Origin of the sequence: Rhizobium sp. ZK1, assembly GCF_047782645.1 — a bacterium.
Lineage (GTDB): Bacteria > Pseudomonadota > Alphaproteobacteria > Rhizobiales > Rhizobiaceae > Rhizobium.
Window position 1 is genome coordinate 2343393 of sequence record NZ_CP180586.1, and the last position, 13569, is coordinate 2356961.

A 13569-nucleotide genomic window follows, 5' to 3' on the forward strand; every position below is an offset into this window, starting at 1 on the left:
GCCATGCATGAACGGCAATCCTTCGTCGAATTGGCGCCGATCGGGAAAAGGCGCCGATACCTTGACGACAAGGAATGCATCGTTGAGAAGAACCTCCAGACTATTGGCCTCCGCCTTCGTTGCGATGGCGCTGTTCTCTCCCCTCCGCAACGCCATGGCGCAACAGGCCGCGGCAACCGCCCTCACCGTCTCTTTGACGGCGCCGGCTCAGCGGGACTGGCCTGAGACCGTTCCCGCGAGCGGGTGGCTGAAACCATGGCAGGAAGCGGTCATCGCCTCCGAGACGAGCGGGCTGCGCATCACCGATGTTCTCGTCGATGTCGGTTCCGTGGTCACCAAGGGCCAGACGCTCGTGCGGCTTTCCCAAGAGAGCGTGCTCGCCGATCTTCGCAAGCAGGAGGCCGCCGTCGCGACCGCCAAGGCGAGCCTCTCGAAGGCCAAAGCCAATGCCGACCGGGCGCGGCAGCTCCAGCCCTCAGGGGCGCTCTCCGATGAGAAGATCGTCGAGTATCTCGCCGACGAGCAGACGGCGACGGCAAGTCTTGCATCCGAAGAGGCCGCGCTCGACAGCGAAAAGATCAAGCTTGCGCAGACGACCATTACGGCCGTCGACGACGGCCTCATCACGTCGCGTTCCGCCGATCTCGGCGCCGTCGTCTCCGCCGGCACGGAACTGTTCCGCATGGTTCGCCAGCAGCGGATCGAATGGCAGGCCGAGGTTTCCGCCCGCTACCTCCCACGCATTTCGGAGGGCCTGAGCGTCCAGGTCAATGGGCCTGAAGGTCACGCCATCGAGGGCAAGGTGAGGCTGGTCGGGCCGTCGGTCAGCACCGATACCAGCCGGGCAATCGTCTATGTCACGCTGCCGGCCGACACCCGTCCACGCACGGGCCTTTACGTCACGGGCAACATCGAGCTGCAGACCTCCCCGGCGCTGACCGTCCCCGAGACCGCAATCGTGTTCCGGGACGGGATCAGTTACGTCTTCACCGCAGGGGAGGATCAACGGGTGCAAAGGATCCGGGTGGAAACCGGCCGCCGCAACAATGGCGAGGTGGAAATCGTCTCCGGCATAGACCGCGCGTCGAAGGTGGTGACCTCGGGAGGCGCATTCCTCTCGGACAATGACCTCGTGAAGATCGCGGAGAAAAACTGATGAACTTCTCGGCATGGTCGATCCGCAACCCCGTCCCGGCAATATTGCTGTTCGTGATGCTGACGGTTGGGGGACTCTTGGCCTTCAAGACCCTGGCGGTCCAGAACTTCCCCGATATGGACCTTCCCACGATCAGCGTCACGGCGACGCTCGACGGCGCGGCGCCGGCACAGCTCGAAACCGAGGTCGCCCGCACCATCGAAGACAGTTTGGCTTCGCTCAGCTATCTCGACCACATCACCACGACCATCACCGACGGCACCGTCTCGATCAAGGTTTCCTTCAAGCTGGAGAAAGACAGCGAAGCGGCGCTCAACGAAGTCCGCAACGCCGTCGACAGCGTCAAGGGCGATCTTCCAGCGCAGATGGAGACACCAAGCGTCACCAAGGTTACGGTTCAAAGCTCCGCGCTGGTCACCTATGCCGTCCGCTCGACTGCTCTCAACGAAACGGAGCTTTCCTGGTTTGTCGACAATGACCTGACCAAGGCGCTGCTCTCGGTGTCCGGCGTCGGAGAAGTCAACCGCATCGGCGGGATCGACCGCGAGGTTCACGTCGATCTCGATCCCGCGACAATGGCGTCGCTCGGGGTCACCGCCGCGACTGTATCGTCGCAGCTGAAGGCGGTGCAGGCGGATACGTCGGGCGGCCTCGGCGAAATCGGCGGCACCCGTCAAACGCTGCGCACCCTCGGCGCTCTGCCATCGGTCGAGGCATTGAAAGGACTGAGAATTCCCCTGGCCAACGGCCAGCAGGTTCGCCTCGACGAAGTCGCATCCGTTACCGACAGTTTCGCGGAGCGGTCCTCAATGGCCTATCTCGACGGCAAACCGGTGATCGCGGTCGAGATCAAGCGCTCGAATGGCTTTTCAGACAGCGGCGTCTCGACCGACATCGACAAGGCGATCAAACAGTTCGCCGCCAAACATTCCAACGTCCAGATCGACGAAGCCTACAGCACGATCGGGCCGATCATCGATAACTACGATGGTTCGATGCACATGCTGTACGAGGGGGCGATTCTGGCGATTATCGTTGTCTGGCTCTTCCTTCGTGACTGGCGCGCGACGATCCTCTCAGCTGTGGCGCTGCCCCTGTCCGTGATCCCGACCTTCCTGGTCATGTACCTTTGCGGCTTCAGCCTGAATACCATCACGCTGCTGGCACTGTCGCTCGTCGTCGGCATCCTCGTCGACGACGCCATCGTCGAGATCGAAAACATCGCCCGTCACCTGCAGATGGGCAAGCGACCGATCGATGCCGCCCTGGAAGCCGCCAATGAGATCGGGCTCGCGGTCATCGCAACCACCTTCACGCTGGTTGCCGTCTTCCTGCCGACGGCCTTTATGAGCGGTATTCCGGGACTTTTGTTCCGCCAGTTCGGGGTCACCGCCGCCGTCGCCGTCCTTGCCTCGCTCGTCGTCGCGCGCCTGCTGACGCCGATGATGGCCGCCTATTTCATGAAGGCTGTCCCTCCGACGGAGGAAAAGGACGGCCGCATCATGCGTATCTATCTGGCAGTCGTGAAGGCGGCCATGAATCGCCGGAAGACCACGGTGGCCGTAACTGCTGTCGTCGTCGCACTTTCGCTGTCCACGATCCCGCTGCTGAAGTCCGGCTTCCTGCCCGCTTCCGACGACGCGCGAACCCAGATCACGCTCACCATGCAGCCGGGCGCCACCATCGAGCAGACGGACACCGCGACCCGGAAAGCCGCCGATATCGTCGGCAAGCTGCAGGACGTCACCCGTGTCTTCTCCTCGGTCGGCTCCACATCTTCGGGCGGCGGCCCCGACGCCAGCACCACGAGCAGCGTCAATTCCGCCACGATCGTCGCTGTGCTGACGCCGATCGGCGAGCGTGACCGCAAGCAGTCGGAAATCGAAAACGACATCCGGCAGGCTCTTTCGGTTCTATCCGGCGTGCGTGTCGCAGTCGGCGACGGCGCCAACGGCACCAAGCTGGAGATCACCCTTGCCAGCGACGATGCCAACGCCCTCGACAGCGCAAGTACTGCGCTCGAAGAGCAGCTCCGCACGCTGAATGGCATCGGAGCGGTGACGTCCACCGCAGCAAGGCAGGCACCCGAGATCCAGATCACGCCCGATTTTGCGCGCGCAGCCGCACTGGGGGTAACGTCAAGCGCTATCGCCGAGGCCGCGCGCGTGGCCACGAACGGTGAATATTCCGCCAACCTGCCGAAGCTCAATCTGCCGCAGCGCCAGGTTCCGATCGTCGTCCGCTTCAGCCCGGAATCGCGCACCAGCCTGGACGATATCAAGAACATGCGGGTGGCGGGCACGAACGGCAATGTCGATCTCGGATCGATTGCCGATATTGGGATCGGCGGCAGCCCCTCCGAAATCGACCGCATTGACCGGATGCGCAATGTCACCGTGTCGGTCGAACTCAACGGCCGTATCCTCGGCGACGTCAACCGCGAGGCACAGGCGCTGCCGGCGCTCCAGCATCTGCCGTCCGGCGTCACGCTGGTCGAACAGGGCGAGCTTCAGCGCAGCTCGGAACTGTTCCAGAGCTTCGCCCTGGCCATGGCGATCGGCGTGTTCTGCATCTATGCGGTCCTCGTCCTGCTCTTCCACGACTTTCTGCAGCCGCTCACCTTGCTGATGGCCCTGCCGCTCTCGCTCGGCGGCGCGCTCGTGCCGCTGGTGCTGACCGGGACCAGCTTTTCGATGGCGGCCGTCATCGGGCTGCTCATGCTGATGGGCGTGGTGACGAAGAACTCCATCCTGCTCATCGAATACGCGATCATGTCGCGCCGCCAGGGCATGCCCCGCTTCGATGCCCTCGTGGATGCCTGCCACAAGCGCGCCCGGCCGATCGTCATGACTACCATCGCCATGGCGTCCGGCATGCTTCCGGTCGCTCTCAGCCTGACCGGCGGCGATTCGAGCTTCCGCCAGCCGATGGCGATCGTGGTGATCGGCGGCGTCATGATGTCGACGCTGCTCAGCCTCATCGTCATCCCCGTCATCTTCACGTTTGTCGACGATTTGGAAGTGGCGCTGATGCGGTTCCTGCGCCGGATCGGGCTGCGCCAGGAAAGTGCCGATGACGAGGTGCGGTCTGTATCCAACGATCGCGAGGCCATCGCTTTCAAACCCGACCAGAAACACATGCACGGCCGCAGATGACAGCCAAACTCTTCGGTCGCGTTCTCCCCAGGACGAGGCCGCGGGACGTATACCCCCGCAGGCGGCGTCTTGCCGCCTGCGCGTCCTGCGTTCCGACAGGCGCAATCCGATAAAGCTGAGATCGACGGGCTGTTCCTGCAGCAGTCGATGCTGGAAGGCATCCGACTTGTCGGGGAACGTCGCATCACTCGGCCCGGCGATGTAGGTCTTGCCGGCGGCGGCGACCGACCGGTCGCCGCTTCTCCGAGGCCCTTCACGCTCGTGACCATCGGCAATCGTCACGAGCGACATTTGCTGTTCCGCAAGTCTTCACAATGGAATGGCGGGGCCGTATTTTGCGTTGTCCAAGATAAACCGCAACCATCAGCCGCGATTGCAGTCAACCATCGTTGAGGGTCCCGCCAGCATGAAAGATGTCGTCGCATTGGTAACAGGGGCAAGCCGCGGTGTCGGCCGCGGGATTGCGCTCGCCTTGCTCGCCGAGGGCGCCACAGTCCACGTGACCGGCAGGACGCGTTCCGAGGCGGAAGCAAGCGGGGGCAAACGCTCAGGCTCCCTGGAAGGGCTTGCGCTTGAGGCTGCGAACTTGCCCGGACGCCTTGTCCTTCATCATTGCGACCACGCCAACGACGCCGAGACCGAGCGTGTGGCGGAAGAAATCAGAGCCGGCAACAGGCTGGACATTCTGGTGAACAATGCATGGCCCGGCTATGAAAACATGGTCGAGAATGGTGATTTCACCTGGCCTCGCGCCTTCTGGGAGCAGCCCCTCTGGCGGTGGGACGCGATGATGGGCACGGCACTGAGGGCGGCTTTCATCACGTCGCGTGCAGTGGCGCCTGTCATGATCTCGGCGCAGCACGGCCTGATCGTCAATATTTCATTCTGGGCAGCGCAACTCTACGACGGGAACGCGATCTATGGCATCGCCAAAGCTGCTGCGGACAAGATGGCCGCAGACTTCGCGCACGATCTGCGTCCGCACCATGTCGCCGCCGTCGCTCTCTATCCCGGCCTGGTCCGCACCGAAGCCGTCATGCAGAATGCGGAATATTTCGACCTGTCCAACTCCGAGTCACCGCAGTTTATCGGCCACGTCATATCAGGGCTCTGGCGGGACGCGGCGCTGATGTCGAAATCCGGCAAGGCCCTGGTCGCGGCAGAGCTTGGCCGGGAATATGACATTACCGACATCAACGGCTACAGGCCTGTTCCCCTCACTGCGGCGGACTTTGCGAAGAGCTGAGTCCAACGACCGAGCCGTCCAGACAGCCGGCGATAGCGAAGGTGACATCTACCCGCCACTCACCCTTCCGGATTATTTTCAGCAACCCAGCCCGCACGATTTACGCGTAACTTACAACCTGATATCCCTGCCTGCGGGTTAAGGTATATCACATGACGACGCGCAACGTCGTGGGGATCGCCGGGGATGCCGACAAGGCGTCCTTCGTCCAGGTCCTATTGCGACCAATCAGATTTTTCAGACTCCGCACGGTGCTTACAACTTGGCACTGGTACTACGCATGCGAGCCGCTAACGGGCGTCGACGGCGAGATACTTGAAGGCTACGTCATGCGCCGGCGAGAAGGTGGCTCAATCCTCTACCGCGGCATGACCGATGAGGAAGCCGAAGCTTGCAAGACCGATCTCCATGTTTTGGCTCTTTTAAGATTTGGCGGCGTCTAGAAGGAGCTGGATAGCGGCAGCCAATTCGGACCTTCTGCTTCATGAGGCCGATCGAAAAGGCCAGGCGGCGGGACGCTGACGAAGGACCGTTTCGCCCGGTCAACGCTCTCTTCTATGCATCGCTCGGCTTCCGGCTCGTTGAAAAATCCGAACCTTCGCCGTGCCTGCAGGCCATCCTCATTTCCGAAGCCGAAAAAAGGCCGTGATCCGGCCAGGCGCATCGGCATTGTTCTGGCGTCTTGATACCCCTGGCGCCGGCGGCAGCCCGTCACTTCGAATTCCTGGAGCCTGCGCTTTCGGCCTGGCATCTGGCGAGATTGTCGAAATTGATCTGCAGAAACATAACCGCACTATCCGGCTCCAGCGCGCCGACAGAGAGCGTAACAGACGTAATCCCCGCGACAGGCGCTCTTACGCCTGCTCGCGCCGGCCAGCGGAATTCATAGTCCCGCTGTTCTTCGTGAAGCGCCATCACCCAATCGGCAGGCCGCGTCCATTGTGCGTTTGCATGCAGCGTGTCCACCTTCGCCGGTGAGCCGTAGATCGCCTCAAGCCGCCGCACGACCGCATCCATCTGCTTGCGCACTGCCACTCCGCCGGCATCGTCCACCGTCCGCGGCGCGACGGCCGTTACCGAGCATAGCCCGGTTTTCTCACCGACAGTCACCAAATAGCCGGTAAAATCCGGGTCGGGCTTCGGCACGGATGCAAGGCGGTAGCGCTGGGAACCCATTGCATTTGCAGTAAGCCCCAGCGATGTCCGCGTCTGGCCTTCATGCAGCCCGAAAACCTCCGCCTGCGGTGATGCCGATGGCTGGGCAAAATGCAGGATCGTCGCGATGATGAGGGCAATCAGGCTCATGGGCTGAAATCCGGTCTGTGCAATTGTAGCTAGCGTGCAACCTCAATTTGCGTCAAGCCGGAGCTCCCTAAGACAAAGCGCACCCCGTGCACGCTCCAGCGCTCATCGAGACCAAGGCACCTCCTACCGCAGTTCCTCAAAGAAACTCGCGAGGCGCTTGCCCGTCACTATCTCGAAAAGACCGCACTCCCCGCCTCCGGAATTTCCGTCCTGCGCGGTTTCGACGCAGCGCCCATCAAGCCGCCACCAGCAGCAGCACATAGGCCACGACCGTCACCATCAGCCCCCGAAACGCAATTGTCACGAAGCGGTATTTGCTGCGCGCGATATGCGAGAGGATATCGGCATTCTCGACATATTGGTCGAAGAGATAGCGCTCGTCGCGCCGGATCGCCGCATCAAAGAAGGTATCTCGATGAACAGGCCATGCCCCCCAGAACATCGAGGTCGATTTGTCGAGCCGCCGCGGCAGTACGACCATGATGGCAGAGAGAATCGAAAAGACCGAGGCTGCGGCCAGGAGCCCGGAGAAGAGAATGGCCTGCGGCGTGCCCTGCGCGTAGCGCGCAAAGGTGAAGACCGCCCTCACCTCGGCTGAGCTCACAAGAAAGGCGAGCATAAAAGTAAAGATATAAGCGGCCTTCTGATCCGATATCTTGATCTGGTCATAGAATATGTCGTTGATTTTCTTGATATGGTCGAAATACTCCGAGCTGATATCCTCGGTCGATGGAGAACTGGAGGGCAGTTCCGCAAAATTTTCAAACTCACTCAAAGGAAGTCCCCACCCGCAATAGTGTTTCCCTAATATTACACTTGGCCCTGAAAGCAAGAACACGTGTGCATCCGGCTTGACTTTTACAGCCCGCTTGGCCAAACGGGAAAAGGATGCGGGGGTATCTGTCAATGTCGGGGCCGAAGTCTATTCTGTGCGCAGGTACATCTCTTGCGCTCATGTCAGCATTACTTGCATTTCCGGTTGCAGCCGAACCGGTTCAGCGCCCGACTCCGGTTGCAGGCTCCGTCATCGCCCGCAAGACCGGCGAGGAAGTACGCTTCGTCGATGTCAGCAACTGGCGCGTCGTCGATCTCAATCAGGACCTCTTGGATGGAGACGTGCTGCGCACCAATGCCACCGGCCAGCTTGCCATCCTCTTTTCCGATCACACTCAGATCCGCCTCGGCCGCAATTCAGCGCTGCAGGTCAAGAAGATGTCGCAAACCGGCGACACGATCCTCAACCTGCAGTCCGGCACCATCTGGGCGCGCGCCCAGCGTGGCGGCCAGGGCCTGACGGTCGAAACCCCTGCGGCCGCAGCCGCTATCCGCGGTACCGACTGGACCATGACCGTCGAAGGCGCCAGGACCTCGATGATCGTGCTTGAAGGCCGCGTGGCGCTCAGCAATCCGCAGGGCAGCGTCGAGGTGAACGAGGGCGAAGGCGCCGTCGCCACCATCGGCCAGGCGCCGCACAAAATCATCAGCGTCAACCCTGACGACCGCGAGCAGATGCTCTTCTATCTGGACCTGCGCGATGGTTTCGGGCTGATGCCGACCTCGCCTCTGCGCGCCGACCGCATGGCAACCGAGCGCCGGCGGCTGCTGGCCCTGCCGCCTGCGCGCCGCACGACGGATGATTGGCTGGAACTTGCCGAAGTGCAAAGCGCCTTCGACGGCCGTCAGGCTGCAGCCGCAACGCTGCAGAATATCCGCGGCCGCAAGCTGACGGTCGCCCAGCAGGCGCGCGTCGACCTGCTCGACGCCACCATCGCCGGCTCAGAAAAGCGCTATGGCGATGCGGCAAAGCTCTTCCAGAAAGCCCTGCCGCATCTCGACCCGACCCGCCGCAACATGGCCCAATATGGCGGCTATTTCGCCCGGTCTCTGGCCGACCCCACGCATGCCGAGCCGCCGCCGAAAAACACCACCGGCCCCTACGGTGCGATCATGGAAGCCTATACGGCAGGCTTCCTGGAAAATCCGCCTGTCGCGCTTGAGATCATCAGGAAAGCGGAACAGCGCTATCCCGATGATCCAACCCTGCCGGCGGTCCGCGCCCAGCTCGCGCAGCTCGTCGACGACCGCAAGCAGATGAAGGAAGCCTTTGAACGCTCGCTGGCGCTCGACCCCGATCATCCGATGGCGCTCGCCGCCCGCGCAGGCTACAGAGCTGCCTATGAAAGCGATATCAACGGCGCGCTGGCAGACCTGAACCGCGCATTGGAACTTGCCCCCGGCGCATCGGGCACGCTCAATTCGCTCGGACTGCTGCAGAGTTCGCGCGATGCCAATGGCGAAGCCGAGGAAGCCTTCAAGAAGGCGATCGAGCTTGATCCGCAGGACCCCTTGCTGCACGCCAACCTCGCGATCCTTTATCTCGATCAGGCCCGGATGAAGGAGGCCAAGCGCGAGATCGACACGGCAATCGCCCTCGACCCGTCCTTCGATATCGCGCTGCTTGCCCGCGGCCGCTACTATCTGCAGACCGGCGAGCGTGACAAGGCGCTGGAAGATCTGCTCGCCGCCAGCACCGCCAATCCGGGTCACTCACAGTCGCAGCTGATGCTTGCTGCCGCCCATTATGAAAAGGGCGATCGCCTCCCCTCCGAACAGGCGCTCGACAATGCCAACCGCCTGGATGATAACGATCCGGTCATCTCCGCCTTCCGCACCGCCGTCGATATCGACGACTACAATGCCGATGGCGCAATCGCCAACGCGCAGGAATTCCTGCGTCGCTCGCGCGCCCGTGGCGGCGATTTCAGCGGGCTCGGCGCCAATCAAAGCGCCGGCTCGACTCTGAACAACGCCTTCCGCCTGCAGGGGCTGGATGCCTGGGGCCGCTATTATGGCGATGCCGTCTTCGATCCCTTCAAAGGCAGCGGTTATATCGATCAGTCGATCAAGGGCAGCATCTTCCCGTTCGTCAATGCGACGAGCTTCAGCGACGACAATGTCATCCTGAACCGGGCCAATGCGTCAAGCTACTCGTCCTTCATTCAGGGCCTGCTGCTCTCTCCGCATATGCTGTCCGGCCGTTCGCGCTCGGCATCGCTGTTCGACGTGCCCTTCATCGAAGGCTCGGTCGGCGGCGGCATCAACAGCGTCGATGGCCACACACGCCGCACTGGCGAAGCGGAAATCCAGGGCTATTCGAACGCGACGATCCCGATCAGCTTCTACGGCAATCTGACCTGGGAGGAATTGGCGCTGGACGGCACCTACTCGGGCTTCGGGGGCTATGCGACCGATAACAAACTGCTCGGTGGCAACGGCTATATAACGGCCACTGTGACGCCCGACGATCGTGTGGTGGCTTATGTCAACCATGCCAAGAATAGCGGAACGCTGAATGCGCTGTCACAGGGCACGGCGCTGACGGATTTCCTCAATCTTCTTGGCGCCGGCCTTCCGGATATCGTGACCTCGCAATATTCCGATCGGCTCGTCGATGCAGAGATAACTAATGCCGGTATCGGCTGGAGCCACACGTTCAGCTATGAAAACATCCTGAACGGAGCCTTCCTCTATTCGGAAACCAAGTCGAAGGTCGATAACTTCCTAAGCGTGGATGATGCGCCGCTCTTCGGCCTGCCCGATCCGGAAGTCATTCCCTTCCTGGACACTACGGAGGAATCATCCTCGAAGACCTATATCGGAGCTCTCAGCCATTCCATCGGCAACGGTCCCCTGACCTGGCGATACGGCATTGAAGGCGGCTGGATCGATGGCAGCACGACCACGTCTTCTCGCCTGCATGATCTCTTTCCCAGGCTTCTGATTATCCCCGAAACCACCGACGGCCCCAACCCTGTAAGCAATACCGTCAATATCGGCCGCGCCTATATCGACGTTCTGCATGACATTACGCCCGACCTGAAAGGCGAATACGCCCTGTTCGGTACGCGCATGGAAGGCGACGGCGTCGATGTGAGCCGGCTGGAACCGCGCTTCGGCCTTGCCTGGGCTCCGACCCAGAGCCAGTGGCTGCGCGCCGCCTTCATGCGCCAGAGCCTCGATCTCGGCGTTCCTACTCTTGCCCCCATCGGCATCCTTGGTCTGCAGGCAAATCAGTTTTCGGTCAGTGCCGAAGGTTATGCGGACACGGCAGCCTTCCAGTGGGATGCAGAGTGGACTGACAGATTCTTCACTTCCGTCGAATACCAGCATCAGGAACTGCACGATTTCTCCATCGATCTGCCGCTGATTGCACTTCCTGCCGATGACAGTATGTCGCTCTCGCGCGGCTCGATCGACCGCGCCGCCGTCACCGCTAACGTCGCGCTCGGCAACGGCTTCGGCCTGTCCGCCACCTACGCCTATATGGATTCCGAGAACAAGGATCAGGGATCGCTGAACTACGGTGGCAACCTGCCTTATATCCCGCAAAACTCCGGCCAAGTCGCACTCACCTGGGTCAACGAAGCCAAGGTGAAAGCCACCGTTGCCGCCAATTATATCGGCGAGCGCGACGGCGACGATCTCGGCACCAAGCTCGACGATTACTGGAGCCTCGACGCGCACCTCATCTGGGAACCCTTCGACAAGCGTATCGCGCTCGAAGCCGCCGCCTATAACCTGCTCGACGAGGATTTCGAAATCACGCCCGGCGTGCCCGGCTGGGGCCGCGCCTTCAAGGGCAGCCTGAAGATCCGCTTCTGATGATGGCGCTGCCGGCCGCCCTGCAACGCCGTCTGACAGAGCGTCCGGATCTGCCGCGCGGGGAGACTGGGCGCCCGCCCGGCTGGCCCTTCTCCAGCCGCGGCATCCGCCTCCTCATACTGGCGCTGGTCACGCTGATCACCATTTCGCTGATCTCGCGCCTGCCCGCCTGGTCGCTCACGGAGCTGCGCACCTTCGACTATCTCTCCACCATCGACGACCCGACCCCGCCAGATGGCGGCCCGATCATCGTGGCGATCGACGAGCCGGCGCTTGCCGACATCAATGCTCAATGGCCCTGGCCACGCAGCCTGCATGCCGAACTCGTCAAACAGCTGCGCGCCGCCGGCGCAACGGCGATCGCCCTCGATATAATCATGGCCGAGCCTTCGACGCCCGAAAACGATCAGGCGATAACATCCGCCGTCGGCCCGGACGTGGTGCTCGCCGGCGATGAGACGCTCATTCAGACGCCACAGGCCGATCAGCTGGTGCGCACCACGCCGCTGCCGCAGTTGACGCAGGCAGGCGCACGCACCGGCATCGCCTCCATCACGCTAAATGGCGACGGCATCTTCCGCAATATTCCATCCTATGAGGACGGCTTCGCCATGGAGCTTGCCAAGGCTGCGGGCATCAAGGCGCCGCATCTGCCGGCAGGCGCGCTCGTCCAGTCCCTCGGCCCGGCCCGCAGTTACCCCACTGTCTCCTACTATCAGGCGCTCGACCCAAGGAATTTCCTGCCGCCCGATATATTCAAGGATCGTGTCGTGCTGGTCGGCCTCAGCCTGCAGAATGCCCCCGAGATCGACCAGGGCGGCGTCGATGCTTATGCCACACCCTACACGGTGCACACCGGCAAGCTGATCTCGGGCGTCGAGGTACAGGCCACCATCTATGACAATATCGTCCATGGCCTGGCGATCACGGAGGCCGGCCTGCTGCTGGTCGCGATCTGCATCCTCATTGCCGTATTGCTGGCCGCCGCCACCGTCTGGAAAGCCACGAGCTGGCGCACCTTGGTCGCCACTGCCGCTGCTGTTCTCGCCTTTGCGGCGGCCAGTTATGCCGGCATCCGCTTTACCCATGTCTTCGTCTCGCCGCTTGGGCCGACCGTTGCATTCGTCGCCGTCGCCTTCGGCCAGGCGGCTTTCGATTATGCGCAGGAGCGCCACCAGAAGCGGCAGATCACTCGCGCTTTCGCCCAATATATCTCGCCCGATCTGGTGCGCCGCCTCTCCAACGATCCCTCGCAGCTGAAGCTCGGCGGTGAGCGGCGCACGCTGACCGTCCTGTTTTCCGATGTGCGTGGCTTCACCACCATCGCCGAAACGATGAAGGACGATCCCGAGCAGCTGACGACGCTGATCAACCGGTTGCTGACGCCGCTATCCGATGTCGTCATGGATCACGGCGGCACGATCGACAAATATATGGGCGATTGCATCATGGCCTTCTGGAATGCGCCGCTCGACGACCCCGACCATGCGCTGCATGCCGTGAAGGCCTCGATTGCCATGCAGGATGCGATCGCCACGCTGAACCGCGAGCTGGAGCGCGAAGCCATCGCGTCGGGCCGGCCGCTGCATGTCCTGAAAATGGGTGTCGGCATCAATACCGGCGAATGCATCGTCGGCAATATGGGCTCCACCCGCCGCTTCGACTATTCCTGCCTTGGCGACAGCGTCAACCTCGCCTCTCGTCTCGAAGGCGCCTCGAAGAACTATGGCGTGGCCCTGCTGCTCGGCGAGGAAACCGCCCGCCTCGTCGCCGACCGCTACGCCGTGGTCGAACTCGACCGCATCATCGTCAAGGGCCGCACCGTCCCCTCGCCCATCTTCACCGTGCTCTACGGCTCGCACCGCGCGGTATTGCCGGAGCATAACGCCTTCCTGGAGGCGAAATATGCGGGCACACTGACCATGGCGGATCCCGCCTTCGAAACCCTGCCGAAAGCCATACCGGAGCTTGCGGCCTATTACGCGCTGATGCGCGGCGCCCTCGCACAGGACTGACCCGGCCCACACCGCACTTTCCCCCGGCGG

Annotated in this window: 8 protein-coding genes; 6 read left to right on the forward strand and 2 right to left on the reverse strand. The window is 62.1% G+C overall.

Features of this window, described 5'->3' with window-relative positions; all coding sequences use genetic code 11:
• Positions 1-124: 124 nt before the first annotated feature.
• The 4 genes from ACK9YZ_RS12180 to ACK9YZ_RS12195 all read left to right on the forward strand — a co-directional run bounded on the left by ACK9YZ_RS12180 (position 125) and on the right by ACK9YZ_RS12195 (position 6000).
• Positions 125-1156: an efflux RND transporter periplasmic adaptor subunit gene (locus ACK9YZ_RS12180; protein WP_416066732.1), complete on the forward strand. Its 1032-nt coding sequence runs from the start codon at positions 125-127 to the stop codon at positions 1154-1156.
• Positions 1156-4311: an efflux RND transporter permease subunit gene (locus ACK9YZ_RS12185; RefSeq protein WP_416063980.1), complete on the forward strand. Its 3156-nt coding sequence runs from the start codon at positions 1156-1158 to the stop codon at positions 4309-4311. The genes ACK9YZ_RS12180 and ACK9YZ_RS12185 overlap by 1 nt, the downstream gene beginning before the upstream one ends.
• Before the next feature lie 406 nt (positions 4312-4717).
• A complete protein-coding gene (locus tag ACK9YZ_RS12190; protein WP_416063981.1) occupies positions 4718-5557 on the forward strand; it encodes an SDR family NAD(P)-dependent oxidoreductase in 840 nt (279 codons plus the stop codon).
• A gap of 152 nt (positions 5558-5709) precedes the next feature.
• Positions 5710-6000: a hypothetical protein gene (locus ACK9YZ_RS12195; RefSeq protein WP_416063982.1), complete on the forward strand. Its 291-nt coding sequence runs from the start codon at positions 5710-5712 to the stop codon at positions 5998-6000.
• Positions 6001-6268: 268 nt separating this feature from the next.
• On the opposite strand, the gene ACK9YZ_RS12200 is transcribed toward ACK9YZ_RS12195, so the two are convergent.
• Entirely contained in the window at positions 6269-6862 is a 594-nt protein-coding gene (locus ACK9YZ_RS12200; RefSeq protein ID WP_416063983.1) for a hypothetical protein, read from the reverse strand.
• 235 nt (positions 6863-7097) lie between these two features.
• A complete protein-coding gene (locus ACK9YZ_RS12205) occupies positions 7098-7637 on the reverse strand; it encodes a Pycsar system effector family protein (RefSeq protein ID WP_416066733.1) in 540 nt (179 codons plus the stop codon).
• Positions 7638-7750: 113 nt separating this feature from the next.
• Between ACK9YZ_RS12205 and ACK9YZ_RS12210 the strand changes: the two genes are divergently transcribed.
• Positions 7751-11524, forward strand: a complete 3774-nt coding sequence (locus tag ACK9YZ_RS12210; protein ID WP_416063984.1) for a FecR domain-containing protein — start codon at positions 7751-7753, stop codon at positions 11522-11524.
• Complete coding sequence (locus ACK9YZ_RS12215; RefSeq protein WP_416063985.1) at positions 11524-13539, forward strand: CHASE2 domain-containing protein; 2016 nt, start codon at positions 11524-11526, stop codon at positions 13537-13539. The genes ACK9YZ_RS12210 and ACK9YZ_RS12215 overlap by 1 nt, the downstream gene beginning before the upstream one ends.
• The last annotated feature ends 30 nt before the right edge of the window (positions 13540-13569 follow it).